The sequence below is a fragment of the Kitasatospora sp. NPDC041988 genome (assembly GCF_055588525.1).
The window spans coordinates 97,058-123,857 of the sequence record NZ_JBVJCO010000024.1; the positions used below are offsets into that span (position 1 = coordinate 97,058).

A 26,800-nucleotide genomic window follows, 5' to 3' on the forward strand; every position below is an offset into this window, starting at 1 on the left:
CACCCCCCCCCCCCCCCCCCTCCCCCCCCCCCCCCCCCCCCCCCCCCCCCCCCCCCCCCCCGCCCCCCCTCCCCCCCCCCCCCCCCGGTACCAGCCGGTTCAGGAGTCGAACCCTGCGCCGGAGCACTTGGCGGGGAAGCCGTTGTTCTCGTTGCTGTCCTGCCCGTACCAGCGGACGTAGTACGTGGTGCCGGGCGAGGTCGCCCCGTAGAAGGTCTGGTACTGGTAGGTACCGTCAGCCGCCCAGCTCTTCGTGGACCGGATCTTCGTTCCATCGGACCGGACGAGTTGCACGTAGAACAGCGTGGCGCTCCAACCGCCACAGGCAAATCCGCCGAGTGTCACGTTGCTGCTCCCGGCGGTGCCGTCGAGGCCAGCGTGATAGCTGCCCAGTCCCCATTCGTTCCACGCGCCGCCCGCCTGTGCGGGCGCTGCGGAACCAAGCGCACCGAGAAGTGCGCCGCTGATGACGACGGCAGCAGAAGCCGTCCGACCGTGAAATCGCACGGAATTCCCTTCGATGATGGAGGGACCGGAAGGTCTCGTCCTGGGTTCGGTCCCGGAACGCTTTCGCGGGTTTTACGGACCCGCCAATTTTTCCGAAGAACCGGTGGAGGTCCCACCGTGCGGCATGTCGGATTGTCCATCCACCAGAAGTCGGCAACACCCAGGTGGGTGGCGGACAATCCGGTTTGGCCGCGGACAAGGCAGGGGGCGCGGGGTGGGTGTTGGACGTCCGCAGGGACGGTTCAAGGGGGAGACGAGCAGGCGGAGGCCTTGGCCCGGTTCGTGCGGGAGGTGCCACGTGGCGAACCCGCGGGCCCAGGCGGTGCTGCCGGCACGTGCTGCCCACCTGCACGAACAGGCCAGCCGGGCGGCCCCGGGGCACCAGGCGCCCGCGGCGGGGCGGTCGGTCGCGCGGCAGGTGCTGGACCCGGCCCGGCAGGCGCAGCGGCAGGCCGAGGCGGGTGCCGCGGAGGCGGAGGAATTGATCCGTGTGCTGGTGGCGGTCGTGGCCGAGCTGCGGGGTGAACTGGGCGCCGGTGCCGAGGACGAAACCAGCCCCGGGAGCCGAGCTAGCGGTGGCTGATGGGGTGCTGGCGCGTCTGCCAGTGTGTGGCGCTTGGACTCCGATCTCGTGGGGGTGCGGAAGGCCTTGGCCGGCCGGCACCGGGAGGTGCTCCGGTTGCCCTCTGCCCTACGGCGATTACCTGTACCCGGATTGTCCGCAGTGAGGTCGTCGATGCCCCGGACATTGTCTGACCGGCCTCATCGCCCCGTTCGGCCGGGCACGTACTACCCCGCCCGCCGGAGGCACCCCCAGCACTCCGGGCGCCGTCGCGGGACCGGCACCATCCTGTTCGCGGTCCTCGCCCTCATCCTGGTCGGAGTACTGCTCGGCATGTACCTCAGTGCATCGGCACCGGGCGTCCCGGTGCCGTACCTGGCGGATTCCTACGCCCTCGGTGGGCGGGTTCGTCGCAATTTCGCATCATCCTGGTGCACATCACCTCAGTCCTCCGTGCTGTCGTAACGGTCTTGCTGCGGCCAACCCGTTGTCGGAGCCCGCCCCGCCCCTATCGCTACGGTGGTGCTGCGTTCGCCCACGCAGTCGCCGGGTTGACAAGGGGGGACCAGTACGTTTGGCGACAGGACAGGCCGACGGGGCGGACGCCCCGACCACGCCCACGAGGGGATAGCGTGACCGAACCACCCTTCAACCAGCCGGGCCGCTTTTGGCGCGGTAATCTGCACGCACATTCCAACCAGTCCGATGGCGCCCTGTCACCCGAGAAGACCGTGGCCCACTACCGCGAAGCTGGCTACGACTTCCTAGCAATCACCGACCACTTCCGCGCCAAGCACGGGTTCCCGCTGACAGACACCCGACCGCTACGAACCCCCGGGTTCACCACACTGCTTGGCGCGGAGCTGCACGGCCCAAGCACTGAGTTTTCTTCGGAGTGGCACATCCTCGCCGTGGGGTTGCCACTCGGATTCCCTCCTCCCGGGCCCGGCGAGACCGGCCCGCGGCTAGCGCGCCGCGCACGAACCGCTGGCGCGTTCATCGGGATGGCCCACCCTGCCGCATCGCTCCTCACCCTCTCCGACGCCGAGAGCCTGGATGCGGCACACGCGGTCGAGGTCTACAACGCGCTGTCCGCCTACGAGGACCGGGGCGACAGCTGGCACCTGACCGACGTGATGCTCAACCGCGGTCACAAACTGAGTGCCTACGCTGCAGACGACTCGCACTTCCAGCCCCAGGATCCACCAGCCTGTGCAGCCTGGGTCCAAGTCCGCTCGGAGTCGCTCTGCCCGGAGGCGCTCCTCGCCGCACTCAAAGCAGGCCACTACTACTCGAGCACCGGGCCCGAACTGCACGACATCCAGCTGAGCAACGACCAGATCTCGGTGAAATCTTCGCCGGTACGCAAGGTGCTGATCACCGGGAGCAAGCCAGGCAAACAGGTTCTCGGAGGCACAGACCTCACGGACTGCTCGCTGCCTGTAGCGATGTTCGCGGGCGGGTACTGCCGAGTCACTGTCGAGGACGCGGCTGGGCGACGGGCCTGGAGCAATCCGATCCACCTGGGACCGCAAGCGTAAGTCCTGGCGCAGCTGTCTGCTGCCACACCATTCTTCTGGTCGCCTGACCGATGAAGGAGCCTTCACCATGCTCTGGCCCGCACTTCGAGTGCTTTCCCACGGAGACCTGACTTCGCACCAATTTCAGGAACTGCTCGGCGTACTCCAGCTTGAGCGGACCCCTCGTACGGAGGGGCCCGGGGCGACCAAGAGTGTCGCTCACCGAGCTCTGGCGAGTGACACTGCCACCCGCCTCATCCTGGACCTCGCCCGTACCGGCACGTCTGGTTGGGTGTTCAGCCTCCTCTTCGACGGGAAACCACCCTCGACTGCCACTGTCGAGGACTACCGGGTCCTGTTCCGAGGCACCGTCGAACGGTTTGGTCTCGCATTGGTCGAGATCACTCCCGCTGCCAGTGCCGACGAGGTCCACGTCGTGCCCGCGGAGCCGGTCAGCGCGCCGGAATCCACGCTCGGTCCTGCGTGGGACCTCCCGTACGACGACTTGAGTCAGATGTGGTCAGGCATCGGCTTGCGGAGGGACGCGCCCCGTGAGGTGAAGGAGATCAAGCTGCGCGAGGTGATGAGAAGCTCTGCCTGGCCCGCGGCGCCGGCGAAACTCCGCCGCCAAGCCGAGTCCTTCCTGCGTGGGGCGTGACGGGCCGCAAGCGGAGGGCGCGATGGACACCGCAGAACTTTAGAGCGAATCAGCGAGGGGGATCGTGCTGAGTGAACAGCCGCGCTGAGTGTCAGAACAGCTGTCGCAGCCACGAGTCGAGAGCTGCATAGTCGCCATCAGTCAGGCCAAGACGGGGATCGACACGATGGAGTAGGGCGAGTCCCCGGTGATGGGCGGCAACCCAGGCCCGATCAGTGTCAGTGATCTCGTCGTCGACCCAGGCGAATGGGCGTCCCTCCGCCCATTCGACGAGGGCGCGGGTCTTCCAGTGCAGTCCGTTGCGCTCGTCGTGGTCATCGATGTCGGATGGCTCCGGCCAGATCACCACGGCCAGCTGCGGCAGGCCGAGACGGGGGGCGATGCACTCGTTCGCGTCACCCATCCATGTCGTGGCCCAGACTACGTCGTACTGGAGCGCCGCCAGCCGGGGCCCGTGCTCGGGATTGATCCTGGCCAGGAGCGGATTCGCGTCGGGATCAGGCGATTGAAGACCTGTCGGATAGGTCGGATACTCCTGGGGCGCCGCGCCGAACGGGATGAGGGGTCCGTCGACATCGAGAAACAGCAGCGGACGCTGCACATAGCCAGTCACGGCAGCACGATAGTGGCTCACCCCGAGGGGCCGCCTCGATGACGGGAATCCTGCGACCAGCCGCTGGCCTGCTGGCTCAGACGAGATCACATGGGTGCGCACGGTCACGCTTACGCCGACGGGGAGCTACGTGGCGTCCGCGTAGGCGAGGTGGGTGCCGCAGACCCGGCACTGGAAGAGGTAGGCGGTGGGCTGGCCGTTCTTGGTCAGCGCCTTGAGGTATTGCTCGGCCTGTGACGAGGACCAGGGGCCGCTGTCGAGTTCTTGCCGAAGTGATGCCCACGCTTCGGGGTGGGCCATAAGCTCGGCGGCCCCGGCGGTCCCGAGGAAGGCAGCGCCGTCTCCACAGTGGATCAGCCAGCGTTCCTGCTGCCACCCGCTGAATCCGGGCGTGCGTAGCGTGATCGCGATCAGCCGGTCCAGCGGAACGTCGTCGACCACGTCTGTGAACCGGGCCTCGAAGCGGTCACCTGCGCTCCCGTCAGCAATGCACCAGGGACATAGGCGATTCCGGAGGCTCTCCACCGCATAGACAGGGCCGGTGTAGATGTAGCCGTGGGCCCGACCGCAGCAGATGCACTCCACGTCGGACTGGACGATGGCGCCAGTGACGATCGGGTCAGGGTGATATGGGAACTCTGGAAGCAGCTCTGTCACGACCGGCGACCGTATCACCGCAGTGGGGAACTACCGGCGTGGAAGCGTTCGAATGGATGCCATCGAGGCGGCTTCGAGCTGCTGCCGTAGCGCGGTGATCTCGCCGTGCTGAGCGGCCAGGCGAGACAGCGCCGTGGTCTGGAACTCCTTCAAGGCGTCGAGCTCGGCGTTCTTCCTGCCGAGACGTTCGCGAAGTGTCGCAACTTCTGTCTTGAGCCGTTCGATCTGCGCCAGGCGTGAGTCCGACTGCCGGCCGGCCTGCTGGGCGGCAGTCCGCTGGCGGTCGAACTCGGCCTTCAGTTGGGGATAGGTGCGGTAGAGCGTCGCCCTGGGCACCTCGGCGAGCATGCATAGGCTCTTGACGTCGCACTTCAGGCCTTCGGGGACGGGGCCGACGAGGAGTTGTTGCATCGCGGCCCGCATCCTGGCCTCGGTTTGGGTCTGGTGTTCATGCGTCATGGACGGGCTCCTCCTCGGTGAGTTCGGCGGCGTCGATCTCGGCAACGATGCGGGTGGCGCGGTCGAACTCGGCTCTGGTCGGGCCTGTTCGGGTTTGGAGAGTCTGGGGTTGCCAAGGAAGACGGCTCGGGTGTTCTCGGCGTGGTCGGCCCAGACCTGCCGGTGTCGTGGGTGGTGAGTGGCTTGTGGGCAGCGGGCCGAGTCGCACATCCCCATCAGGGGCTTGTCGGCGTTCGGGGTGCTGGCGAGTTTCAGGCACAACGCTTTGGCCGACGGGTGCCGCCCGGCCGTTGCAGACGTCCCGGTCGAAGACGGGACGGGGACTGCCGGGCTCGCGCTGCAGGCCGGCGGTCTCGATCACCGGCAGACCGTGGAACGGGTGCCGACCGGCGAGAGCCGGGGAAGCGGCATGGGCGGTCGTCACTGGGACTGTTCCTCCAGGTGCAGCGGCAGGAAGGCGGCGGCCTCGATGCTTTTCCGGGTGGCGGCCTCGATGGCGGCCGGTCCGAATCGGAGCAGGATGTCCTCATCGGCCGGAGTAGGGGGACCAGCGTGGACTTCCCGAGAAGGTCGGAGCCGGCCGGTCTGGGCGATGCCGAGTACGAGGCGCTGTGTGCCTCTCACCGAGCGCGGTCAGCTGCTCGCGGAAGCCCCCGGGCCGGCGCCGCGTTCGACGCAGGGGGCGATGACGGTCAGGTACAAGGTGTCCGGCGCCGTGTCGGGCTGGCCCACCACGACCGAGGCGGTGAACTTGTTCGCATCGTTGGACAGGTCCAGTCGCTGGTCGTCGCTGTGCTCGACGGAGAAGCCGTCCTGCTTCAGCCGCTGCCGTACCGCCTCGAAGACGCCGTGCACCTTCGGCCCGGGAATCCCGCGCAGGTCGTACGTGATGTACGGCATGTACTTCGAGGGAGAGCCGATCGGCCCGGCCTCGCACTCGTCCTTGTCCACCAGTGGCTCGGCGACCTGCACGGTGCCCTTGTCGGGGAGCACGGCGAGCGCGCCGGAGGCGTACGCCTTGACCTTCTCCTCGGCCTGGCCGAGGTTCATCGACGGGGTGTCGCTCCCGCAGGCGGAGAGGGCGAGGAGGGCGGTGGGCAGCAAGCACAGCAGGGCGGCGCGCGCGGACCGTCCGCCATCGGCGGTCCGCCCGTGTGGCACGGGCTGCGAGGATCGGCTCATGAGACCGGCTTTCCGGCGATGACCTGGCCGAACGCCTTCCAGGACGGCGTCTTCGCGTTCCAGTAGTGGTCGTGGTCGGTGTTCTGGGATGGCAGGTGCTGCGCGCCGAAGGCCGGGTTCATCGGGTCGCGCCCGAAGCGCACGTGGTAGTCGTCGCTGAAGGGGTTGTAGTTGTCGGGGGAGAAGGGGTCAGGGGTCCAGTCTGTGATCGAGTCGCCGCCGCCGAGCACCGCGTACACCCTGGATGGGTCCATCTTCGTCCCCTTCGCGAGGTCGATGTTGAGGTCGGCCGCCTTGTCGACGCCGACGCCGGGGCTTCCGGCGAAGACCACGCTGTCCACGGGCAGTCCCTTGTCGCGCATGGCGTAGCCGACGACCGTGCTGCCGTAGCTGTGTCCGATGATCGTGTTGTGGGACGGCGACCCCTGGTGGGTGGCGCGCAGGCCTGTCTGGAAGTTGTAGAGGTTCTGCTCCGCGTCCTTGGCGTATCCCTCGTAGGCCGCGTCCGGGACCGCCTGCGGGAAACCGGGCCTGGCCGACTGCGGTGCCGTGTAGTTCACGTAGGCGATCGTGGAGACCTTGCCGCCGGGGCTCGCCTGCATGGCGCTGCGGTACATCTCCTTCGCCTTGTCCATCGTGCCGCCGACGCCGCCGAGGCGGGACTCGGTGCCGGGGACGAAGGTGGCCACGTGGTCGGCGGTGTCCGGGTCGTTCAGCGCGAGGATCGCGCGGCCTCCCGGCGCCGCGGCGTCGAGCCCGAGCAGGAACGGTTTCGGGTCCTTTTCGGTGACGGGCAGGTCCAGGCGGTCCTGGAGCGCATTGAGACCCTTCAGCTTGTCCTGCAAGGCGTCACGCTGGGCCTTCCAGACGATGTGGTCCGGACTCTCGGTCGCCCCGTACGGGGTTCCCGCCACCGAGAGGGGCTCGGACTTTTCGAGGTCGCTGAGCTGCTTCTGGAGGTCCGCCTGGGCCCGGGTGAGGTTCAGGCGGTTCGCCTGGTCGCGGACGGCCGCGGGGACTCCGTCGAGGTTGCCGACCTGGTCGGGGTTGTCGTGGATGAACTTCTGCTGCTCGGTCTCGGTGAGGCCGTCCCACCACCTCTTGACGCTGGCCGGGTCGGTGCCCTTGGCAGGTATCTGCTCGCGGGCGGTCTCGGCGGCCTGGTCCTTCGCCACCATGGCGGCATCCAGGCCCATGCCGTTGCCAGCGTTGGCCGCGAAGTGGTTCAGCCGCGCGCTGATCTCCTGGTCCGCGTGGTCGGCTTCGTTCAGCGCGGCGGTGATGCGGTTGCTGATGGCGATGGCCGTCGTCTCGGCGCCGGCGCCCGCGTACTTCGGGGACGTCGGCTCCTTGTCCCAGGTGATGGTGCCGTCGGGGGCCACGTTGAGCTTCGCGTTCTTGGCATCGTCGAGGGCGTAGACCAGGTGGGCCTGGGCCAGCGCGAACTGCTCGGCCGCCTTGGCGAGCGCCTTACTGACGAAGCCCAGTTCCTGCCTCGCCGACTGGAGTTCGGTTCCCAGGAACTGGATCCGGGCATGGGCATGGTCGGACGCGGTACCGGTCCATTGCGAGTGGTTAAGCCGGTCGACGACGTCATGCTGCCAGGACTCGATGTGCTGGCCGAAGGCCGAGTGGAGCTTGTCGAAGGCGTTCTTCGCGATGGTGATGTTGTTGATGTTGGCGTCGTAGAGCGTCTTGATGTCCATCGGCTACTGGGCCTTCCCACCGGTCGGGGCCAGCACGGTGCCGAAGGGGTCGGGTTCGTCCGGGGCCACCGCCCCGCCCCCCTGGCTCTTGAGGTGCCCGTGGATGTCCTTCTCGACCTGCCGGTAGTACCCGGCCGAGGTGGCGAGCCTGGAGCCGACATCGCCCATGTCGCCGCCGAGCCTGTCCAGCAGCGTCTTCCAGTTCGCGCCGCAGTCGCGCACCGCGGCGGCCGTGAGCCAGCCCTGCAGGGTACCGGCGGCATGGCTGCACGGCTCGGTGACCTTCGCTGTCTCGCCCGGTATCAGGCCCCCGATGTGCTGCGCGCTCTGTCCGCAACCGTCCAGTTCGGCAGGATTGACCTTGAGCTCCAAGGCCGCATCAGGATCCGCCACGTTTCCCCCCGTTGGCTCCGGACCCGGTCTATCGCCCGGCTCCGCGATCATTCGACCCCGAATGTTAACAAGGAGGACGTACGGCATGAGCTGCTGGTTCTCGGCGCCCAGGCGCCGAGCTCGCCGCCTGGGCCTCGAATACCAGCTTCAGCGCGGCCTGGACCGTCCGGTCGACGACGACGGGAATCCCCAGCCGCCCCTCGCCTGCGGCCACGACATCCCGCTGCGCACGGCCAGGAAGCCGGAGTGGGCACCCGTCCGTGGTGCCGGGTGACGGTGCCGACCGCCCGGCTGATTCCGAGTAGCCCTGGCACCCGAGGAGGGGAGTGCTTCCATGAGTCAGCCCGTGCACGACGGAGTCGAGCTCATTCCCTGGCCCGAGCAGAACCCGGCCGCGTTGAAGGCCGCCTTGGCCGTGGTCGCCGCGGACCGCCTCCCAGAGATGATCGACGGGCAGACCAGGGCGATGGCCGAGGCCATCACCACCGGCAGTGTCCAGCCGATCCGCTCGTTCGTCGCCCACTGGGCCGCTGTCGTCGAGATCGAACGGCACCCGGCCACCGCGCAGGCCTACCACCGGGCGAACTGCCTCATAAAGGGCAATCCGTTCACATCAAATGCCCTCTGAAGAGTGTGCCGATGAGGTGGCGTATCTCTGGGATGCTCAGGTCGATCGGGTCGGTAGTGCCCGGGTTGGGTTTCGCGATGGCGGCGACGGTGGTGAGGAAGGCCAGCCGCGAGCAATGGCCACGGTGATGTGTCGGCGCCAGGAGGTCCAGCGGCGGACCTGGTAGCGCACGGGGCGCACATCTGCCGAGGGGCTGGGCGGCGGCGTTTCTGCCATCGCCGGCCGTTACGGTGGCCCGCATGAACGAGAACACCTACTGGACCTCTGCGCCGGACCGGATCGTGCGCGGCTCGATGAGTCTGTGCCACCTGACAGCGTTCGAGGCGCCATTCAACGTCGACGCCCGTAACCTGCCCCCCAACGACCCTGAGCGCGCACGCGCGTTCGTCGAGTCGTTCGAGGGCATCGAGGCCGTCCTGGAGGACCTCGGGCCGCGCTCCGCGCAGACCCCGCTCCCATTGGCAGCACGGTCTGATCTGGACATCGTGCACGCTGCCGCGTGGGGTGGCATGTTGAGCATCGTGACTCCCGCGTTAGCGACCGACGGCAACGACGAGCCGCTCCGGTCGGCGGCGAAGGAGTTGCGGGAGCGGTTCCCGGATGCGCGGATCGTGGGACGGGTCTCCTACCACGGGGGGATGGAGCACATTGAGAACATCGTGTGGTTGCCGGACGGAGCGATGTTCCACGCATCGGGATGGCCGGATGATGAGCCGTTCGTCATCTCGGGCGATCCGCGTGCGGTGATCGCGTCCCTGGATCTCAGGGGGTGGATGGTGGACAACGCCGGCGTCGACCTGGACGAGCCCGCGAACGAGGTCTACTGGGCGGGCCTGGGGGGCTTGGCACTCGGGCATTCGGATCCGTGGGGGTGGGAGGAGATGGAGACGACGGCGTTCCGTGTGCGGCACTCCGAGGATGTGGTTAGGGACATGGAGAGCTTGTACTTCGTCTAGTGTCCTGCGTCCGAAGTTCTGAGGTTTAGTTAGCTCTGTTTTCTGGTCCGGGGGTAATCCTTGCGAGGTAGTCGGCGAGGGAGTTCAGGATCTCGTCGGCGGTCTTGGTCCAGGCGAAGGGCCGGGGGTTCGCGTTCCACGTCTCGATCCAGTCGCGGATGTCGTTCTCGAGGGCCTGGACGGAGGTGTGGATGCCTCGGCGGATGAGCTTGTCGGTCAGGAGTCCGAACCAGCGCTCGACCTGGTTGATCCGGGAGGAGCCGGTCGGGGTGAAGTGGACGTGGAAGCGGGGGTGCCGGGCGAGCCACTGCTGGACGTCGGGGGTCTTGTGGGTGACGTTGTTGTCGCAGACCAGGTGTACGTCGAGGTTGCTGGGCACGGCTTTGTCCATCTTGATCAGGAACTTCTTGAACTCGATGGCGCGGTGGCGTCGGTGGAGTTCGCTGATGACGGTGCCGTCGGCGATGTTGAACGCGGCGAACAGGCTGGTGATGCCGTGCCGCAGGTAGTCGTGGGTGCGGCGTTCGGGCATGCCGGGCATCATCGGCAGCACTGGCTGGGACCGGTCCAGGGCCTGGATCTGACTTTTCTCGTCAACGCAGAGCACGACGGCCCGCTCGGGCGGATTGTGATAGAGCCCGACCACGTCGACGACCTTGTCGACGAACTGCGGGTCAGTGAAGAGTTTGAAGGAGTCCTGCAGGTGCGGCTTGAGGTCGAACCTCTTCCAGATCCGGCCGATGGTCGACTTCGACAGGCCGGTGCGCTGGGCCATCGATGACCGTGACCAGTGGGTGTCCTTGCCCGGCCCGGACTCCAGCGTCGCGACGATCACGTCTTCGACCTGGTCGAGCAGGATCGAGGGCGGCCGGCCGGGCCGCGGTTCGTCCTGGAGACCGTCGAGGCGATCGGCCACGAAGCGGGCCCGCCAGCGGTCCACGGTGGACTGGTCCACTCCCAGCTCGGCGGCTACCTGCCTGTTCGTCACGCCCTCGGCGCATCGCAGCACGATCCTGGCCCGCTGAGCGAGGTACTGGGCTGTCTTGGCCCGCCTCGCCCAGCGCTCCAGTTGTGCGCGCTCGCTCTCACTGAGCACCAGCTCGGACTTCGGCCGACCGATGGGGCCCTCGTCCTTGAGCCCGGCCAGACGCTCGGAGGCAAACTTCCCACGCCACTTGCGAACTGTCTTGATGCCCACGCCAACAGCCCCAGCAGCACCAGCATTCGACATCCCGTCAGCACACGCCAGGACGATCCGGGCCCGTTCAGCCAGACGACGCTCCGGCATCCCAGCAAGGCGGGCAAGCTCGACACGCTCGTCCTCAGAGAGCACGATCTCCACAGCAGCGGGGCCTCTATGTGCCATGAAAAGAAGGTATCAACTAAACCTCAGAACTTCGGACGCAGGACACTGGTGCCGCATCAGGCCACGTTCGCCCCGTAATTGGTGAGAGGATCGTTGGTGATCGGGAGGGGGCTGAGTGGGTGCCTCTCCTCGTGGGCCGATGGGGGCGGTGCTGATGTCTGGTGGGCCGTGGACCGGTGACGATCGAGGTCAGAATGATGAGTGCCATGCGCGTTGGATGGCATCGTTGAACCGATCCACCGGAGAGCCGGACTATCAGGACCACTGGTACGACTCCCAGTGTGGCGGCTGCCGGTTCTGGGTCGCGCTCAGCGGCGAACTCGGGCGGGACTACGGAGCCTGCACCAACTCCCGGGCGCCGTTCGACGGGCGGGTGCGTTTCGAGCACGACGGCTGCGACTGCTTTGCCGCCCGTGAGGACGGGTCGTTCGGATAGCCGTGGGTCAGGCGACGTCGGCCCTGGCCACGACCTTGCGGAGCCGTAGGTCGGCGGTGTGCTTGTTCCGCCAGACGATGTAGCGGCGGATCATGCTGCCCTGGGCCTTGTGGCTGGGGTGGTCGGTGCTATCGAGGGCGAAGTGACGCAGGGCGGTGAACTGGGCCTCGATCCGGTTGAGCCATGAGCTGTTGGTGGGGGTGTAGGCGATCTCGACGTTGTTCGCCTCGGCCCAGTCCGCGACCCGGCGGCACCTCTTGGTGGTCAGGTGCGGCGAGTAGTCGTCGACGATGATCGCGATCCGGACATCCGCCGGGTAGAGAGTTCGTAGGTAGCGGCAGAACTCCAGGAACTTCGAGCGGTTATTGGTCTTCTTGATGCGGCCGTAGAGCTTGTCCTTGGCGAGGTCGTAGGCGGCGACCAGGTGCCGGACCCCGTGCGGGCGGGTGTAGGTCGCGCGCCTGCGGGGCCGGGGTTCCGCGCGGGGTCCTTGTGCGTACCGCCGCGCTCCGCCCACTGTCGACCGGGATGAGGCTGGAGGTTGAGCAGCCCGAACTTGTCCATGCTGTCTGGCAGCGTGGCTACGACGCCGTTGCCGCCTGCGACTTCGAGGATGAGCTTCCCGACCTCGGCGGAGTCCCTCGCTACCGCTGAGGCGCCCCGATCCACAGGTCTTGACTATTGCTCCAGTACAAGACCGGTCATGAGTCGCTTCGACATACTTGTCGCTTCAGGAGGAATTGGGCAGGGTCAGGCCTCCGCACGGCGATTGCGGTGCCGCCGGAGTCTCTGCTTTCGGGGGTCAGCCCCGCAGGGTGGCGATGGCCTTCTCGATGCGCCGTCGGCGCGTGTCGGGCCTCTTCGCGCTCTCGACGGCGCGCACATGCTCGTGCTTGCGGCTATAGGCAAGGTTGTCGTAGGCGGCGCGGGCGACCGGATCGTCGTCCAGGGCTCGGGCGAAGTCTGGGGGCTCGACGACGACGCGCGGCTCGGTGTCGAGCTCCAGTTCGACCTCGACCTCGACCTCCTCGCCGATCGCGACACCCGCGGCCTGCCGGTTGGCGTTGCTGAGGCCGAGCAGGTGGCGGCCTCGCATGATGGCGACCCGGCTCTTCCAGGAATGCCCGTTGACCGTGATTGTCACTGGCGGCCGCGCGCCCCCGCCGAGCGCTGCTACCACCTCGGGCGGAACCTCCAGGCCCCGCATGGGCTCGGGTGGCTCGACGTGGGCCCAAAACTTCATGATCTTTCTCCTGTCGTTCTGCCGGCTCACCGCGGATCCGGCCCGCCCGGCTCCGATAGCCGCTCCCACTTCCCACACCGGGACCATCGCCGTGTCCTGGACGGCTGTGAGGCAAGAGATCGCGGCTACTCGGCGTAGGGCTGGTCGGTTCCCGGGGCGCTGTAGCCGAGACTCCAGATATGGCCATCCGGGTCGGCGAAGGTGCCGCCGTACCCGCCCCACGGCAGAGCACCGGCGGGCTTGAGGATCGTGGCGCCGGCCTTCTGGGCCTCCGCCATGATCTCCTCGACCCGTGCCTCACTGCGGACGACGTAGGTCAGAACCAGCCCGCTGAAGCCGCTGCCTTCCGGGTCCGTGCCCACCTGGTCGGCCAGACCCTTGCGATCGTAGAAGCCGACCGGCGAGGCGCCGTCCGAGTCGAAGAACACCGAGATGCCGTAGTCGTTCTTGATCTTCCAGCCGAGCCCCTCGGTGTAGAACTGCTTGGCCCGGTCCATGTCCCGGACACCGAGGAGGATCGAGCTGACGTGCGCTTTCATGCCTTGCTCCTTGCACTGTGGATGTATGCGTGCCGGACATTCGGGCCAGGGCCCGGCTGTCACATCGGCGCGTGTTCGCCGGTCAATCGGCATGACAGGAGGGTCAAGCGGGGCGGGAGTGGCGGCCGGGAGTCAGGACGGCATGGGGGCGAGCGACGCGGCAGTCTCCCAGGCGAACCCGTCCGGGTCGGTGAAGGCGTCGGTGGTGCTGCCGAGGACGATGCGGTGCGAGCCCGTGCCGTCGGCGGGGACGCCGAGGTCCTTGGCAAGGGCACGGCGCTTGTACAGCGCCAGCTTGACGGGGCTGGACTGACCTGGGGCGAACTCGGCGTACTTGCCACCGAAGCTCTTGGCCACGGTCAGGCCCCGGCCGACGTAGAACTGCTTGGTGGCCTTCACGTCCTCGACGCCGATCAGCAGGACGACCTCGTCGATCTCGCGGGTGGCGGGGCTGGTGTCCATCTTCGCCGAGGTCGCGATCTTCCAGATCGTCCCGTCCGGGGCCTGGACGACGCCGCTGTAGCCCCACAGCGACTTCGCGGCGGGCTTCAGCACCGTGGCGCCGGCGTCCACGGCGGCGCCGAAGAAGCTGTCGACGGTGGCCGGCCCGGACACCGTGAGCGCCAGGGTGAAGCCGCGGAATCCGGTGGAGTGCGCCTCGGACGGCCGCAGGCGTATGTAGGTGTCCACGCCGAAGTCGCTGTAGAAGCGGCGAGCGGCCTCGGGGTCGGCCACCTCAAGGGTGACGGACGCGAGGGACGTGTTGGCTGCGGTGGAAGCGGTGGTTGCCATGACCATCACGCTAGGGGCTGCGCGGCGGCCGGGGCTTCTCGATTCCTGACCGGTCTCGCGACCTGCTTCGCCACGCACGCCGGCATCCCCTCCACCTTGATCGTCGACCCCGCATCGCGGGCCGTACCCGCAGCATCGGCATCGGCGGCCGCCGCATCCGCCGCCTGGCGGCGGAAGGCCCGCCCTTCCGGCCGGGTGCGTGGCTGCGCAAGCAGGACAAGGCCCGCACCGACGGCAGGCTCACCCCCCAACAGACCGCCCTCCTCGACGCCCTGCCCGCCCTCGCCCGGGACCCGGACTACAGGCGCACAAGATCACGAGCTAGCCTCACTCCAAGGCACCGAACGGCAAGAATCCCGAAGAACGGGGAAGAAGTGAAGGCGCGATTCGACGGCCTGAAGGCGTGGGACGCCCCGGGCGACTACTCCGACGTCGATCTCCCGGGCGGCGGCTTCCTCGACCTCCACAACGACTTCGGACTGCAGGGAGTCGCCCTGGCGGGCCATCCGAAGTCGACATTGCGGCTGGAGTTCGGACACCCACGCCGTGGACGCTTCGCGCTGGAGTTCCACGATGTCGGCGAGCTGGTCGTGCACCAGAGCGCGGTGAGCTCGGACGGGTGGCACGGTCTCCCCGAGGACGAGCCGGACGGGATCGACACGATCACGTACTACGAGTACGGGGCCGACCTGCCGCCGGTGTTCGAGGTCCTGGCCTCCACGCTCCGGCTGAAGTTCCGTGCCTGGGAAGTGGCGCTGCGTCCGCACGCGGCATAGCTCCGGCTCCTCACGGAGGCCGCTTGGTGCGGCCCGGCCGCAGTGGCGTCGGGCGGCTGATCCTCGGCTTCCAAACCCCGCCGCTTCGACCCGGCGCCCGATCGTCCAGATCGGCTTCGGTGCTGCGCCGTTCCGCACCGGGGCGCCCCACCGCGCCGACCGGTGCGGAGGCCGGCCCGTGTGGCACCCGTCGTCCTCTATCGGAGTATGAGCATCGCTTCGGTGACCTCGCCGACCGCCGCGTCGGGGATCGCGGTGGCGGCCTCGTCGAGGACGAGCGGCCGTGCCCCGGGGATCTCGCGCGCGATCGCCTCGCCGTTGCCGACGGGGAAGAACCGGTTGCGGCGGCCGTGGACGACGAGCGTGGGGACCTCGATTCCGGGCAGGCGCTCGCGCCAGCGGGGTGTGCAGTCGAGCCTGGAGAACGCCATGCCCAGCTGGTTGGCCATCTGGACCGGGGGTGCGGTGCCGGGCGTGCGGTCCCAGATGCGCGCGGCGACGGCGCGCGCGGCGGCGGGGTCGTCGCCGAGGATTGCCGCGCCGGTGGCGGCGAACTCCGCGACCGCCTTCCGGTCGGTCCAATCGGGCATCGGACGCGCGAACAGCCGGCTCATCGTCGCCTGATCATGGCCGGGGAGGTCGTCGTCGGGAGGGCCGGGGGCGACCGCGCGGGTGCCGACCAGGGTGAGCGCGCAGAACGTGCTCGGATGGTCGAGCACGGCCACCTGGGCGACCATCCCGCCGACGCCGATCCCTGCGAGGTGCGCGGGCGCCCCGCCGAGCGCGTCGGCCAGGGCCGCGGCGTCGGCGGCGAGGTCGCGCAGGGTGTAGGCGGGTGCCTGGGGATCCGTCGTCGTGGACTCCCCGCTGTCACGCAGGTCGTAGCGCACCACACGGCGCCCGCCAGCGGCGAGGCGCTCGCAGAGCGTATCGGGCCAGGAGAGCATCGTCGGCCCGCCCGCGAGCAGGACGAGTGGTGCGTCGTGGTCACCGAACGACTCGATGCCCAAGGCGGTCTCATTGGCGTTGACAGTGGTCATCGGATCACCGGAAGTCGTCGTTCCCGAGGCCGCGGTCGGGCGCGCTCATGTCGCCCGTCCCGGGGATGCCGTCGGCGAGCCCGTAGCGCAGGTACACGGTGCTCTGCGGGCCGGCCACCGGCGGTTCGAGGAGCGTGACGTTCGTGGGCACCGCGCCACCGTCGAACACCTTCTTCCCGATGCCGAGCACGATGGGGTGCACCCAGAGGTCGAGCCGGTCGAACAGCTTCTCCCGCAGGAGGGTCTGCACCAGGTCCAGACTCCCGACGACCTTCACCTGCTCGTGCCGGTCACGGATCTCGCGCACCGCGCCGGCCAGGTCCGGGCCGAGCTGCGTGGATCCGGCCCACGGGAGGTCGGGCCTGCCGCGGGAGGCCACGTACTTCGGGACGCGGTCGAACAGCTCGGCGATCTCGCTGTCCTTCTGGTGCGGCCAGTACGCGGCGAAGATGTCGTACGTCCGCCGGCCGAGCAGGAGGGCGTCCGTGCCCTCGTACGCGGCGAGGATCTGGGCCCCGGTGACCGCGTTCAGCAGGGGCGCCTGCCAGCCGCCGAACGGGAACCCCACCGGGTCCTCGTCGGGGCCGCCGGGCGCCTGCCCGACGAGGTCGAGGGTCGCGAACAGCTCGATGTGGATGAGGCCCATATCCGTACTCCCGATGAGTTGGTCGTCCCGGTCGAGATGTAGACCTGCCGGGGCCGGAAAACTCATCGCCGCGCCGGCACCCGGTTCCCGTACCCGCCGACCGCCTCGCCTGGCACACCTGCGCTGGTGCGGTGACATCACGCACCTGCCGGTCGGCGGGTCGGGGATGTACCTGGCTACGGTGATCGACATGCACTCCCGCCGGGTGGTCGGCTGGTCCCAGGCCGGAGCACATGCGCTCCGGCCTGGTGGTCGACGCGGTCCGTTCGGCGGTCGGTGTCCGGGGCGGGGACGTGCGCGGTGTGGTGTTCCACTCGGACCGCGGCCCAATACACGTCGGCCGCGTTCGCCGACGCTTGCCGTGAGCACGGGATACGCCGCTCGATGGGCCGAGTAGGATCGAGCGATGACAACGCCATGGCGGAGTCGTTCTTCGCCACGCTCAAGCGAGAACTCCTTCATGGTTCGCGATGGCTGACCCGGGCCCAGGCCCGCAGCGAGACGTTCTCATGGCTGGCCTGGTACAACCGCCTGCAGCGCCACTCCGCACTCGGCTGCCTCAGCCCCGTCGAGTTCGAGCAGCAGTCATCGCACATGGATTGGCTGGGACTGGTGGCATAGGGCCCAAGTGTCCGCGAAATAGGGCAAAGCCCGCACATAGCCAACGCTGGCTTCCTCCAACGCGTGCCGGAAGCGCCACTCCTGCCCAGAGGCCGCGTCAGTGGTCACCCAGGCGATCGGCAGAGCGGAGTCGAGCCCGGGCCTCGGGGGTGCCTGGCGGACGGAGCCGGCTGCTGTGACGGGCGAGCTGCGGCGCACGTGGGGCAGCGTCATCTCCTCACTGCGGGCCGGGGCGATGACGTGCCGGTAGAGCGTCCGGCCGGCGGCGGCCCGCTTCGTCGATCGGGCGGCGTCCGCTGGCGGGGGTGTGTGCTTCGGTCGCCGCGTCATCCCGCGGGGTGCCCGGTCCACCGGTAGACCGTGACCCCGCCGCCGGCCGCCGCCACCTCGTAGCCGGCCGCCGGCAGTGCGGCCTGCGCGGCCAGCTGCTCGGGCTCGGGCACCGGGAAGTCGCCCGGCCGGTCCGTCACCGCCACCCACCGGGCCTGCGGGCGCCGGGCCGAGGGCCCGGCCGACGCGTCGGCGTCCGGCGTGCTGAGGTAGGGGAACAGCGAGACCGTGCACCGGCCGGTGAGCTGGGCGGCGAGTTGGTTGGCGGCGGCCACCGTCGTGCCGTCCGGGATCACCGCGAGCACCTGCCGGGCGGTCCGCACGTTTGGCCCCGGCCCGGAGAGGGACGGCACCGGTGCGACGGCCAGGGCGAGGGCCAGGGCCGTCGTGGGCACACCCCGGGCCGCGTACCGCAGCACCCGCGCGGCGCCGGGCGTCCGATCCTGCCCGCCTGCAACGCGGTTGCGCCCGCCCGCCAGTCGGTGCAGGCCGTCCGTCAGGGCCACGAAGAGCACCGGCATCAGCACCGCGTTGTAGTGGTACCCGGTGTCCCAGTACGTGGGGTTCGGCGTCCAGAACCGGCCCGCCAGTGGCAGCACCAGCAGCAGGCTCAGCGGCGAGCGCAGCGCCACGAAGACGGTCGACGTGAGCAGCGCGGCGACAGTGTGCCACTTGACCGCGGGCAGCAGCAGCCGGGCCACCGGATTGCCGTGCCAGGCGCCGTTCGCGCCGTAGGCGTACACCCCGTCGGGGTTCATGGCCGGGATCACCACCAGCTCCGCCAGCAGCGTCGCCGCGACTGCCGCCAGTACTGTCGCCGCGCCCAGCCGGCGCCGGCCGCGCCACCAGATGTACAGGCCGATCCCGGCCACGATCAGCCCCTGGTCCTCCTTCACCAGCAGCAGCGGCAGCGCCCAGCCGGCCGCTGCCCGGTACCGGCCGCGGGCCAGCGCCGCCACCGCGCCTGCGACCAACGGAACGGCCAGCGCCACCTCGTGGAAGTCGAACGTGCTCGCCTGCCAGAGTCCCCAGGACAGTCCGTAGGCAGACCCGACGGCCAACCCGCGTATCCGTCCGAGCAGTTCCACGGCCAGCCCGGTGACCGGTACGCAGGAGAGCGCGAACAGCAGGGCCTGGACCCAATGCCACGAAGCTTAAGTTGATCTTGATGTGGTGGACGGGGCTGTCCCGAGTGACGCGAACTTCAGGCTCGGCGGCCCCGCGTGGCGGGTGCCTGCATCTGACGTCCTCTTCACCCGGTAGGAGTTGTGGCGGGTGCGCTTGACGACGCGTGGGTAGGAGCGGTGGCGGCGCGCTGGGTTGCGGTTTCGGCGCGCGGCAAGCGTGGCGAGGACATCCGTCGTGATCGCTTCCCAGCGCTCAGGGGGGAAAGGCCGCCGTCCCGGTGGTGGTGCGGCGGACGATGTTGAGGGTCCTGAGGAAGCTGATCCGGTCCGGGTCGATGTCGGCGCCGGTCGCGGCCTGGCAGATCAGGGAGTTGATCGCGTAGTGGACGAGCAGGTAGGCCCAGATCTCCTGGTGGACCAGGTCCGGGCTCTTGGACCGCAGCACCTTCCCCGGGCCGCGTAGGACCGTCTTCAGTTGGCCGTTCGCGGCCTCCTCCCACCTCTCGTGGTAGGCCGCCGCCAGTTCGGCGGCGCTTGCGGCCTCCGGATCCTTGACGGTGGTGATCAGGCAGACCAGTTCCCCGCCGTCGCGGTCAGGGACGTCATACTCGACGACCCTGACGACGTGGGCTGCGGCCGGATCCGGCTTCGCACCGGATTTCGCCACCCGCAGTAGCTCCTCCCGCTGCCGGCCGCGCAGGCCGGGATCAACCAGGGCCGACAGGTACGTACCGTCGGACAAGACCTCCAGGACCGGCAGGGACAGCTGAGTCGGCGCCCGCCAGCACAGCGCCGCCCCGGTCTGGGCGGCGGCACTGAACGCGGCGAAGCTGTAGAAGCCCCGATCGGCCAGCAGCAGCCAATCGGTTGAGATCGAGGGCAGCAGCGAGGCCGCCATCGTCTTCTCGCTCCGGTTCCACGGCCCGACCTCGGCATCGATGAAGGCGTGCGATCCGCACTCGACGACGGCCACGACCCGGGCCTTGGGAAAAGCGGAACGGGACTGGTCGTTGCCGGCGTAGCCGAACTCGGCCGCGTTCTCGCCTGAGTCCGGGATGTCGAGTTCGAACCCGTCGATGGCCATCAGCCGCCATCCGCGAAGCCACGCACCCCGGGTCTCGATGGTGGCAACCGGTTCAGCCACCCGGTAGAACGTCTCCCGCAGCACGTCGCGGCCCAGCCGCTCGCGAGCCTGCGTGATCCCCGACGATGTCGGCGGCTCCCACGCGGCGTCCCACACGCCGAACGCCGACAGCGACCCGGTGACCTTCTGCGCGACCTCCTCGGCGCCGTCGTCAGAGAACAGGCACATCGCCATCGTCAGATAGGCGGTCACGTGCGGAGGAAGCTTGCCACCCCGACGTTGCTCAGCCACCCCGCACACCGCCGCGGCCTCGTCGACCTTGAATCGCGGCACCGCCGCGACCAAGACCCCCAACGACACCTGGTCCGGCCTCGCGACCGGCCTACCAGAATCCACCCACCCCTGAGCCATGCGGCAACCCTAGCCGCACGACTGACGTGGCATTGAGCTGCACACCAGGCCATCCCGCGACGAAGCGCCGCCCACGCATCACTTGATCAACTCGGCAAGACCGTCAAACGCGAACCCACACTCCAAGCCCACCTCGCCGCGCGAGGTTAAAGATCAAGTTGAGAAGCCGTTGCCATACCGATCATGGAGTCTGTCGATCGAACGGGAGTCTCGATCGGGTGATCGCGGGCCTTGCCCGGCATGAGAGCTGGGCCTGGCGGTATGCGGGGAAAAACCAGGGGAGCGGACGGCCGCGCGCTGCTACGGTCGGGTGCCATGAGCTGGCTTCCCGATGACTTCGTCCACCCCGTCCTGGTACCGCTGCCGGGCGGTGGTCATCACCTGCGGCCGATCCGGGAGGTGGACACCCCGCTCGACTATCCGGCTGTGATGGGTTCGCGCGAGCGGCTATGGACCATTTTCGGCCCGGCCTGGGGCTGGCCCGCGGACACCATGACCTACGAGGCCGACCAGGCCGACCTTTTGCGGCACGAGAAGGAGATCGCCGCGCACCAGTCCTTCAACTACGCGCTGTTCGACGCGGCGGAGACCGTTCTGCTCGGCTGTGTCTACATCGACCCGCCGGAGAGGGCCGGCGCGGACGGCGAGATCTCCTGGTGGGTGGTGGACGAGCTGGTGGGCAGCAAGGTCGAGCAGGCCCTCGACGCGCTGGTGCCGCAGTGGATCGCCGCCGACTGGCCGTTCGAGCAGCCGCGCTTCCTCGGCCGTGAGATCTCCTGGTCGGACTGGCTCGCCCTGCCGCAGCATCCCGACACGTAAGTGGTTGTTACCCGTACCGATCTCGAAGGCTGTCGGTCGAACGGGAGTCTCGATCGGGTGACTGCGGCGGTTTCCGCGCGTGGAAGCAGGGCCTCCTGGTAGCCCGGGGGTGCGATCCCATTCCGAGTGGTTCCCGGAGGCCCTGCTTGTCTTTGTTGTACGTGCCCGGGCACGTTGACTTCAACTCGCCCGCCGTGTCGTGCGATTGCCTCGTGCATGTGTACGGCAACGCGGCCGACCATCCGGACCGGGTGCGCCGGTATCCGTCGGACATGACGGACGCGGAGTGGGCGGCCGTCCGGCCGTTGCCGCCGGTGCCTGCCTGGTTCCAGGGGCGGGGTGGACGGCCCGAGGGCTACTGTCATCGGCAGTTGCTGGACGCGATCCGCTACCTGGTCGCGGGCGGGATCTCGTAGCGGGCGATGCCCGCGGACTTCCCCGATTGGGGCCGGGTCTACGCCTTTTTCCGCCGCTGGCGCGAGCACGGGCTGATCGCCGAGTTCCACGACCGGCTGCGCGGGACGGTCCGTGAGCGCGAGGGCCGCGAGGCCGAGCCCACGGCGGGGATCATCGACGCGCAGTCAGTGAAGGCCGCGGCCTCGGTGCCGGCCGCCTCACGCGGCTTCGACGGCGGGAAGAAGGTGCCGGGCCGCAGGCGGCACATGGTGACCGACACCCTCGGCCTGCTCCTGGTCGTCGCGGTCACGGCTGCGAACATCGGCGACCGGGACGCCGCGGTGGGCCTGCTGATGCGGCTGCGCCGTATGCGGCCAACCGCGCCCCGCCCGGTCGCCCGCCTCCGCCCGCCAGTGCCGCTCCTCCGCGAGCACCTTCCGCGCAGACCAGCGCGCGGGCAGGACCCCGCAGCGGTGCCAGCCCGCCGGCGGCCGGTTGCTACGGCGCCTGCGAACCGGGCTCGTTCGCGGCGAGCCAGGCCCGGACGGCTGCCGCGTCCTGGGTTCTGCCCAGGCCGGTGAGCAGCTCCGCCTGAAGGTCCAGCACGTCGCGGAGCGGGGAGAGGAACCGCTCGGGCGCGCTTGCCATCAGGGTGCGGTAGAGCTCCACCGCTTCGCCCGTCGAGTGAAGCGCCCCGGACAGGTCCTGACGGGCCACCAGGCGGATCCACGCCCAGGCGGTCAGCGCGAGCGCCAGCTCGGGCTCGTGGACGTGCGGGTACAGCGCCACCATTGCTGCGGCGGTGCTCCACCGCCTCCCCGGTGACGGCGATGGCCTCCGCCCATTGGCCCGCACCCGCCAGGACCCCCCCGAGGTTGGTCAGGGAGGTGGCGAGCCCGGCTTGGTAGCCGGCCCGGCCGCGGGTGGCGATCCGGCGCCGGACCTCCACCGCCTCCCGGGCGGTATCGGCCGCCTCCTCCCAGCGCGCTGCCCCCGCCAGGTCCGTGGTGAGGGTGTCGAGCAGGGTGACGAGGGGGTCGTCGTCGGCCGGGTCGTCCGCCGCCAGCCGGCGCCAGACCTCTGCGGCCTCCCGGCCGACGGTGAGCGCGTCCTGCGTGCGGCCGAGCCGCGCCAGCCCGGTCCTGAGGTTGGAGAGTGAGCGGGCCAGGTCCGGTGTGTGGGCGGCCGGGGCGGCCGCCGCCAGGCGACGCCGGATCTCCACCGCCTCCGCGGTGGGGCCGAGCGCATCCTCGGGGCGGCCCGCCTCCACCAGCAGGTCCCCGAGGTTGGACAGTGAGTTGGCGAAGCCGGGTTCGTGGGCGGTGGGGTTGTCCTTGGCCAGCCCGAGCCGGAGCACCACGCCCTCCTTCGCGGCCGCGAGGGCCTCCTCCGTCCGGCCCAGGTCCGAGAGCAGGACTCCGAGGTTGGAGAGCGAGCGGGCCAGGTCCGGTGCGTGGGCGGCCGGGTTGGCCGCCGTCAGCCGGCGCCGGATCTCCACCGCCTCCGCGGTGACGGCCAGTGCCTCGTCCCACTGCCAGGCCCGCGCCAGACCGGTGCCGAGGTTGGTGAGTGCGTTGGCGAGTTCGGGTTCGTGGAGAGCGGGGTTGCCGGCTACCAGCCCACGCCGGATCGCCAGGCCCTCCCGGGCGATGGCGAGGGCCTCCTCCGTCCGTCCGCTGTCCGCCAGCATGGACCCGAGGTTGGACAGTGCGTGGGCGAGCTCGGGCCGGTGGAGCGCAGGGTTGGCCTCCGCAAGCCTCCGCCGGATCGCCACTCCCTCCTCGACGGCGGTGAGGGCTTCCTCCCGCCGTCCGGTCTCCGACAGCCAGGCTCCGAGGTTGACGAGGGAGCGGGCGAGGCCGGCTTCGTGGGCGGCCGCGTTGTGCGCGGCCAGCCGGCGCCGGATCTCCACCGCTTCGCCGGCGACGGCCACCGCTTCCTCCCCTCGCCCCAGCTCGGCCAGTTGGTTCCCCAGGTTGGACAGCGCGCCGGCGAACTCGGGTTCGTGGAGCGCGGGGTTGGCCGCCGCCAGCCGGCGGTAGGTCCGCACGGCCTCCTCCTCGACCGTGAGGGCCTCTTCCCTCCGGCCCACGTCCGACAGCCGGGCCCCGAGGTTGACGAGAGAGCGGGCCAGGTCGGCCACGTGGACGGCCGGGTCGGCCGCCGCCAGCCGGCGGTAGGTGTCCACGGCCTCCTCGGCGGGGAGGAGGGCCTCCTCCATCCGGCCCAGGTCGGACAGCAGGACGCCGAGGTTGGACAGCGTGCGGGCGAGGCCGGCTTCGTGGGCGGCCGGGTTGGCCGCCGCCAGCCGGCGGAAGATGCCGAGCACCTCCTCGGTGACGGTCAGGGCCTCCTCCCGGCGCCCCACCTGCGACAGGCCGATACCGAGGCCGGCCAGCGAGTCGGCGAGGTCCGGTGCGTGGGAGGCCGGGTCCTCCTGGGCCAGCCTGCGGTGGACCACGGCCGCGCTGCTCCGCGCAGCCAGGGCTTCCTCCCAACGCCCCCACCCTCCCAGCCGGTTGCCGAGGTTGGTCAGCGAGTCGGCGAGCGCGGCGCCGTAGGCGGCCGGGTCCTGGTCCGCGAGCCGCCGCTGGATCTCCACTCCCTTCTCGGCGGCCGCCACGGCCTCCTCCCGCCGCCCGATCGCCCACAGCCGGATGCCGAGCTGGGAGAGGACGTGCGCGAGATCGGGTTCGTGGGCCACCGGGTCCTCGGCCGCCAGCAGGCGGTGCATCCGCACCCCCTCCTCCGCGATGGCGAGAGCCTCCTCCCGCCGCCCCACGTCCGACAGCCAGATGCCGAGATCGGCCAGCGAGCCGGCGAGGTCGGACCGGTGTTCCGGGTGGGTCGGGACGAGGCTGCGCCAGGCTCGTACGGCCTCCTGACCCGCTGTCAGGGCCTCCTCGCGAAGGCCAGCCCGGGACAGGCGGACCGCGAGGCCGTTGTGGATCCGGGCCCGTCGGGCGGGGTCGCTGGTGGCGGCCAGGCGGTGGCGCGCCAGCCGCGCGGTGACGGCGGCGATGCCGACGTCGAGATCGGTGTGCCGGCCCGGGGGCAGGAGGGCCTCGACGCGGTCCAGGACGGCGAGGTCGAGGGTCGCCAGGTCGGCCAGCCGGGCCAGCGCGGCGCTGCCGGCCGCCAGGGCCAGGGAGGGCCGGGCCCGCAGGAGCGGTTCGAGGTGACGTGTGGTCAGGTGGGGCCAGCGGTGGGCGGCTTCGATCAGGACCGAGAGCGCCTGGCGGGTGTAGGGCAGCGGCGCGCGGTCCGTGCCTTCGGGCGCCAGCAGCGCGGCGGGCGTCGCCACGGACCACGGGTCCGTGGCGTGGTAGCCGAACGCTGGCCCGGCGACAGCTTCGCCCGCCGGCTCTTCTGGGTGTTCAACCAGGTGCCCAGCGCGAAGTGCGACACCACCACCTACTCCTCACCGCCCGGACCCACCTCCACGGTCTCCAGCGGCTCCTTGTGCGGGCGGGGCACCCGAGGATGCCGCTCCCGTACCCGGATGAGGACACCGTCTCCATGCACGAGGCATTCAGGCTCGTGAAGCAGATCGTGGGCTTGACGAGGGCCCCCTCGCGGCGCAGCCGTTCGTACTCGGACGCGAGATCCGTGAGGGTCAGGTCCTCCACGGTCAGCGACACCTTGGTAGTGACGACGTTCATCCGCTGGGCATCCGGGTTGGACAAGATGATGATCGACGGCTGATCATGCAACGTCGGTCAAGCAGGGGTAACGAACGAGAGGGGGCGTGGGGGCGCGTGGAGCTGCGCGACATCGAGATCTTCCTGACCTTGTCGGAGGAGCTGCATTTCGGAAGGACAGCGGAACGGCTGCACGTTTCGTCGGCACGGATCAGTCAGGCGATCAAGAAGCAGGAACGGTCGATCGGGGCGAAACTATTCGAGCGGACCAGCCGGCGGGTACGGCTGACGCCGGTGGGTGAGCAGTTGCTCGGGGATTTGCGGCCGGTGTTCCAAAGCCTGAAGGCGAGCGTGGACCGGGCGCGGCTCACCGCCCGGGGCCAGACGGATATCCTGCGGATCGGCCTCATGGTCACCAACGGCCACGAACTGCGGCCCTTCTGGGACGCCTTCCGTTCGCAGCATCCGCAGTGGGGACTGCGACTGAACCACAACGGCTACATCGACCCGTTCGCGCCGCTACGCAACGGAGAGATCGACCTGCTGCTGTCATGGCTTCCGGTGGAAGAACCCGATCTGACCGTGGGGCCGGTGCTCTTCGTGGAGCCCAGGGTCGCACTGGTGGCCTCCGACCACAGGCTGGCCGGGCGCTCGTCCGTGACCCTGGAAGCGTTCGCGGACCACGGCGTGGCGGGGCCGGACGGACTCCAGCCCGAGTACTTCGAGGACGCCTTCGTCCCGTTCTCCGCGGCCAGCGGTCGTGCCATCGAACGGAAGTTCCTGGTCACGACGCTGGACCAGCTGTACACGCTCGTGGCCGACGGGGAGGTCATCCACCTCCTGGGCAATCAGGTCACCCGCTTCTACGTCCGCCCCGACGTCACGTACCTGTCCGTTCGTGACATGCCCGTCCTGCGGTGGGGGCTGGTCTGGCGTTCGGACAACGACAGCCCGATGGTCCGGTCGTTCGTCCGCATAGCCCGCCAGCTCGGCACGATGTCCTTGTGAGGGACCCCGGACCGATGCCGAAATTCGTAGAAGACCACTCCATGGGTGACGAGGATGACCGGCTGACTCAGGTCGCCGGAGAACGCCGCAGGTGCGGGGCCGACGGCGTGTGGTCGCGGTCTCTCGCCCAGGTGACGCGGCACTGGCGCTGACGTCGCCAGGCCACCACCGTTCCCCGGGACCACCCCCGCCGCACGGCCGACGAACGGCAGTGGCATCCCGGCGTCCTCCGCCGGGTCCCACCGGGCCGGCACCGACCGGCACCCCCGAACGCAGAGCCCGCAGCACCGGCAAGTCGACCTCCGCCACGCATATCCGTGGCCCGGAGCGTGGCGTGAGGCGACAGGGAAAGGGGCCATATCGTTCGGGCCGGTCACTTCTCTGAACGAGGCCGTTTCCTGAGGATCATCGGAAGGCCACGACCCCAGCGCACAGCACCATCCAGACTGCCACGGTGACGCCGAGCAGCGAGCTGGTCACGGTCGCCGTGGCGAGCATGGCCGCTGCGGTGGCCTCCAGAGCGACGACGCCACGCACGGTTCCACGAGCGTTTCTGGCGCTTTGCCAGCCGTTCCCCAGGATGTCGGGGACTTCCACGAAAGCCTCACCCGTTCGACTTGATTCCTTGACCGCCAGGCGAGGCATGAACGGGGCGCCTGCCACCGCCGAGTCTCCGCACCGCCC

At 69.5% G+C, this 26,800-nt stretch carries 29 protein-coding genes and 4 pseudogenes; 13 read left to right on the top strand and 20 right to left on the bottom strand.

The features are described 5' to 3' along the window. Window positions 1-99: 99 nt before the first annotated feature. A complete protein-coding gene (locus ACZ6NC_RS23600; RefSeq protein ID WP_465735767.1) occupies window positions 100-345 on the bottom strand; it encodes a hypothetical protein in 246 nt (81 codons plus the stop codon). A 460-nt stretch (window positions 346-805) separates the two neighbouring features. On the opposite strand from ACZ6NC_RS23600, the gene ACZ6NC_RS23605 reads away from it, so the two are divergent. The 3 genes from ACZ6NC_RS23605 (at window position 806) to ACZ6NC_RS23615 (ending at window position 3,247) form a co-directional block, all read left to right on the top strand. Further along, on the top strand, window positions 806-1,090 hold the full coding sequence (locus tag ACZ6NC_RS23605; RefSeq protein ID WP_465735768.1) for a hypothetical protein: 285 nt from the start codon (window positions 806-808) through the stop codon (window positions 1,088-1,090). Between the two features lie 611 nt (window positions 1,091-1,701). Next, window positions 1,702-2,610: a CehA/McbA family metallohydrolase gene (locus tag ACZ6NC_RS23610; protein ID WP_465735769.1), complete on the top strand. Its 909-nt coding sequence runs from the start codon at window positions 1,702-1,704 to the stop codon at window positions 2,608-2,610. A gap of 67 nt (window positions 2,611-2,677) precedes the next feature. After that, complete coding sequence (locus ACZ6NC_RS23615; RefSeq protein WP_465735770.1) at window positions 2,678-3,247, top strand: hypothetical protein; 570 nt, start codon at window positions 2,678-2,680, stop codon at window positions 3,245-3,247. A 91-nt stretch (window positions 3,248-3,338) separates the two neighbouring features. Here the strand turns inward: ACZ6NC_RS23615 and ACZ6NC_RS23620 are convergent, their stop codons facing one another. From ACZ6NC_RS23620 to ACZ6NC_RS23650, 7 genes are all read right to left on the bottom strand, one after another. Then, the gene (locus ACZ6NC_RS23620; RefSeq protein WP_465735771.1) at window positions 3,339-3,860 is read right to left on the bottom strand and encodes an HAD domain-containing protein; all 522 of its coding nucleotides are present in this window, start codon (window positions 3,858-3,860) and stop codon (window positions 3,339-3,341) included. Window positions 3,861-3,986: 126 nt separating this feature from the next. After that, on the bottom strand, window positions 3,987-4,517 hold the full coding sequence (locus ACZ6NC_RS23625) for a CbrC family protein (RefSeq protein WP_465735772.1): 531 nt from the start codon (window positions 4,515-4,517) through the stop codon (window positions 3,987-3,989). Window positions 4,518-4,547: 30 nt separating this feature from the next. Continuing rightward, window positions 4,548-4,976 carry a hypothetical protein gene (locus ACZ6NC_RS23630; RefSeq protein ID WP_465735773.1) on the bottom strand — a complete coding sequence of 143 codons (429 nt, stop codon included), beginning with the start codon at window positions 4,974-4,976 and terminating at the stop codon, window positions 4,548-4,550. Window positions 4,977-5,396: 420 nt separating this feature from the next. Continuing rightward, window positions 5,397-5,600, bottom strand: a complete 204-nt coding sequence (locus ACZ6NC_RS23635; RefSeq protein WP_465735774.1) for a hypothetical protein — start codon at window positions 5,598-5,600, stop codon at window positions 5,397-5,399. A gap of 9 nt (window positions 5,601-5,609) precedes the next feature. Next, window positions 5,610-6,080: a hypothetical protein gene (locus ACZ6NC_RS23640; RefSeq protein WP_465735775.1), complete on the bottom strand. Its 471-nt coding sequence runs from the start codon at window positions 6,078-6,080 to the stop codon at window positions 5,610-5,612. Window positions 6,081-6,154: 74 nt separating this feature from the next. Next, window positions 6,155-7,864, bottom strand: a complete 1,710-nt coding sequence (locus ACZ6NC_RS23645) for an alpha/beta hydrolase (protein WP_465735776.1) — start codon at window positions 7,862-7,864, stop codon at window positions 6,155-6,157. Window positions 7,865-7,867: 3 nt separating this feature from the next. Further along, complete coding sequence (locus ACZ6NC_RS23650) at window positions 7,868-8,257, bottom strand: hypothetical protein (RefSeq protein ID WP_465735777.1); 390 nt, start codon at window positions 8,255-8,257, stop codon at window positions 7,868-7,870. A gap of 85 nt (window positions 8,258-8,342) precedes the next feature. Here ACZ6NC_RS23650 and ACZ6NC_RS23655 point away from each other — a divergent pair, with 85 nt between their 5' ends. From ACZ6NC_RS23655 to ACZ6NC_RS23665, 3 genes are all read left to right on the top strand, one after another. Beyond that, complete coding sequence (locus ACZ6NC_RS23655) at window positions 8,343-8,531, top strand: hypothetical protein (RefSeq protein WP_465735778.1); 189 nt, start codon at window positions 8,343-8,345, stop codon at window positions 8,529-8,531. A 60-nt stretch (window positions 8,532-8,591) separates the two neighbouring features. Further along, entirely contained in the window at window positions 8,592-8,885 is a 294-nt protein-coding gene (locus tag ACZ6NC_RS23660) for a hypothetical protein (protein ID WP_465735779.1), read from the top strand. 239 nt (window positions 8,886-9,124) lie between these two features. Beyond that, entirely contained in the window at window positions 9,125-9,841 is a 717-nt protein-coding gene (locus ACZ6NC_RS23665) for a DUF6333 family protein (RefSeq protein ID WP_465735780.1), read from the top strand. Between the two features lie 25 nt (window positions 9,842-9,866). Here the strand turns inward: ACZ6NC_RS23665 and ACZ6NC_RS23670 are convergent, their stop codons facing one another. Further along, complete coding sequence (locus ACZ6NC_RS23670) at window positions 9,867-11,183, bottom strand: IS630 family transposase (protein ID WP_465735781.1); 1,317 nt, start codon at window positions 11,181-11,183, stop codon at window positions 9,867-9,869. A gap of 178 nt (window positions 11,184-11,361) precedes the next feature. Here ACZ6NC_RS23670 and ACZ6NC_RS23675 point away from each other — a divergent pair, with 178 nt between their 5' ends. Continuing rightward, window positions 11,362-11,643: a DUF3027 domain-containing protein gene (locus ACZ6NC_RS23675; RefSeq protein ID WP_465735807.1), complete on the top strand. Its 282-nt coding sequence runs from the start codon at window positions 11,362-11,364 to the stop codon at window positions 11,641-11,643. A 7-nt stretch (window positions 11,644-11,650) separates the two neighbouring features. Here the strand turns inward: ACZ6NC_RS23675 and ACZ6NC_RS23680 are convergent. The 5 genes and pseudogenes from ACZ6NC_RS23680 to ACZ6NC_RS23700 form a co-directional block, all read right to left on the bottom strand. Then, window positions 11,651-12,207, bottom strand: a pseudogene (locus ACZ6NC_RS23680) (transposase); the annotation flags it as partial. Between the two features lie 238 nt (window positions 12,208-12,445). Next, complete coding sequence (locus tag ACZ6NC_RS23685; protein ID WP_465735782.1) at window positions 12,446-12,916, bottom strand: YdeI/OmpD-associated family protein; 471 nt, start codon at window positions 12,914-12,916, stop codon at window positions 12,446-12,448. Between the two features lie 95 nt (window positions 12,917-13,011). Next, window positions 13,012-13,425 carry a VOC family protein gene (locus ACZ6NC_RS23690; RefSeq protein WP_465735783.1) on the bottom strand — a complete coding sequence of 138 codons (414 nt, stop codon included), beginning with the start codon at window positions 13,423-13,425 and terminating at the stop codon, window positions 13,012-13,014. Window positions 13,426-13,557: 132 nt separating this feature from the next. After that, window positions 13,558-14,223, bottom strand: coding sequence for a glyoxalase (locus ACZ6NC_RS23695; RefSeq protein ID WP_465735784.1), 666 nt, complete (start codon window positions 14,221-14,223; stop codon window positions 13,558-13,560). Beyond that, window positions 14,223-14,306 (bottom strand): annotated as a pseudogene (locus tag ACZ6NC_RS23700) (AraC family transcriptional regulator); the annotation flags it as partial. The pseudogene ACZ6NC_RS23700 and the gene ACZ6NC_RS23695, both read right to left, overlap by 1 nt. Before the next feature lie 285 nt (window positions 14,307-14,591). On the opposite strand from ACZ6NC_RS23700, the gene ACZ6NC_RS23705 reads away from it, so the two are divergent. Further along, window positions 14,592-14,993, top strand: a complete 402-nt coding sequence (locus ACZ6NC_RS23705) for a hypothetical protein (RefSeq protein WP_465735785.1) — start codon at window positions 14,592-14,594, stop codon at window positions 14,991-14,993. Between the two features lie 197 nt (window positions 14,994-15,190). On the opposite strand, the gene ACZ6NC_RS23710 is transcribed toward ACZ6NC_RS23705, so the two are convergent. Together ACZ6NC_RS23710 and ACZ6NC_RS23715 are read right to left on the bottom strand one after the other, a co-directional pair. After that, window positions 15,191-16,033, bottom strand: coding sequence for an alpha/beta fold hydrolase (locus ACZ6NC_RS23710; protein ID WP_465735786.1), 843 nt, complete (start codon window positions 16,031-16,033; stop codon window positions 15,191-15,193). A gap of 4 nt (window positions 16,034-16,037) precedes the next feature. Continuing rightward, complete coding sequence (locus tag ACZ6NC_RS23715) at window positions 16,038-16,679, bottom strand: dihydrofolate reductase family protein (protein ID WP_465735787.1); 642 nt, start codon at window positions 16,677-16,679, stop codon at window positions 16,038-16,040. A gap of 121 nt (window positions 16,680-16,800) precedes the next feature. Here ACZ6NC_RS23715 and ACZ6NC_RS23720 point away from each other — a divergent pair. Beyond that, window positions 16,801-17,300: pseudogene (locus ACZ6NC_RS23720) on the top strand (IS3 family transposase); the annotation flags it as partial. A gap of 326 nt (window positions 17,301-17,626) precedes the next feature. Here the strand turns inward: ACZ6NC_RS23720 and ACZ6NC_RS23725 are convergent. Further along, window positions 17,627-18,760: a DUF2079 domain-containing protein gene (locus ACZ6NC_RS23725; protein ID WP_465735808.1), complete on the bottom strand. Its 1,134-nt coding sequence runs from the start codon at window positions 18,758-18,760 to the stop codon at window positions 17,627-17,629. A gap of 250 nt (window positions 18,761-19,010) precedes the next feature. After that, a complete protein-coding gene (locus ACZ6NC_RS23730) occupies window positions 19,011-20,252 on the bottom strand; it encodes an IS4 family transposase (protein ID WP_465735788.1) in 1,242 nt (413 codons plus the stop codon). Between the two features lie 315 nt (window positions 20,253-20,567). Here ACZ6NC_RS23730 and ACZ6NC_RS23735 point away from each other — a divergent pair, with 315 nt between their 5' ends. The 3 genes from ACZ6NC_RS23735 (at window position 20,568) to ACZ6NC_RS23745 (ending at window position 22,048) form a co-directional block, all read left to right on the top strand. Beyond that, on the top strand, window positions 20,568-21,071 hold the full coding sequence (locus ACZ6NC_RS23735) for a GNAT family N-acetyltransferase (RefSeq protein WP_283461651.1): 504 nt from the start codon (window positions 20,568-20,570) through the stop codon (window positions 21,069-21,071). A 272-nt stretch (window positions 21,072-21,343) separates the two neighbouring features. Then, a complete protein-coding gene (locus tag ACZ6NC_RS23740) occupies window positions 21,344-21,487 on the top strand; it encodes a transposase (RefSeq protein WP_465735789.1) in 144 nt (47 codons plus the stop codon). Between the two features lie 6 nt (window positions 21,488-21,493). Continuing rightward, window positions 21,494-22,048 (top strand): transposase, encoded by a 555-nt coding sequence (locus ACZ6NC_RS23745; RefSeq protein WP_465735809.1) that lies wholly within the window; start codon window positions 21,494-21,496, stop codon window positions 22,046-22,048. A 632-nt stretch (window positions 22,049-22,680) separates the two neighbouring features. On the opposite strand, the pseudogene ACZ6NC_RS23750 reads toward ACZ6NC_RS23745, so the two are convergent. Beyond that, window positions 22,681-24,771, bottom strand: a pseudogene (locus ACZ6NC_RS23750) (tetratricopeptide repeat protein); the annotation flags it as partial. 454 nt (window positions 24,772-25,225) lie between these two features. Between ACZ6NC_RS23750 and ACZ6NC_RS23755 the strand changes: the two are divergent. Next, window positions 25,226-26,116: a LysR family transcriptional regulator gene (locus tag ACZ6NC_RS23755; RefSeq protein ID WP_465735790.1), complete on the top strand. Its 891-nt coding sequence runs from the start codon at window positions 25,226-25,228 to the stop codon at window positions 26,114-26,116. Between the two features lie 405 nt (window positions 26,117-26,521). Here the strand turns inward: ACZ6NC_RS23755 and ACZ6NC_RS23760 are convergent, their stop codons facing one another. Further along, window positions 26,522-26,713 carry a hypothetical protein gene (locus ACZ6NC_RS23760; RefSeq protein ID WP_465735791.1) on the bottom strand — a complete coding sequence of 64 codons (192 nt, stop codon included), beginning with the start codon at window positions 26,711-26,713 and terminating at the stop codon, window positions 26,522-26,524. Between the last annotated feature and the right edge of the window lie 87 nt (window positions 26,714-26,800).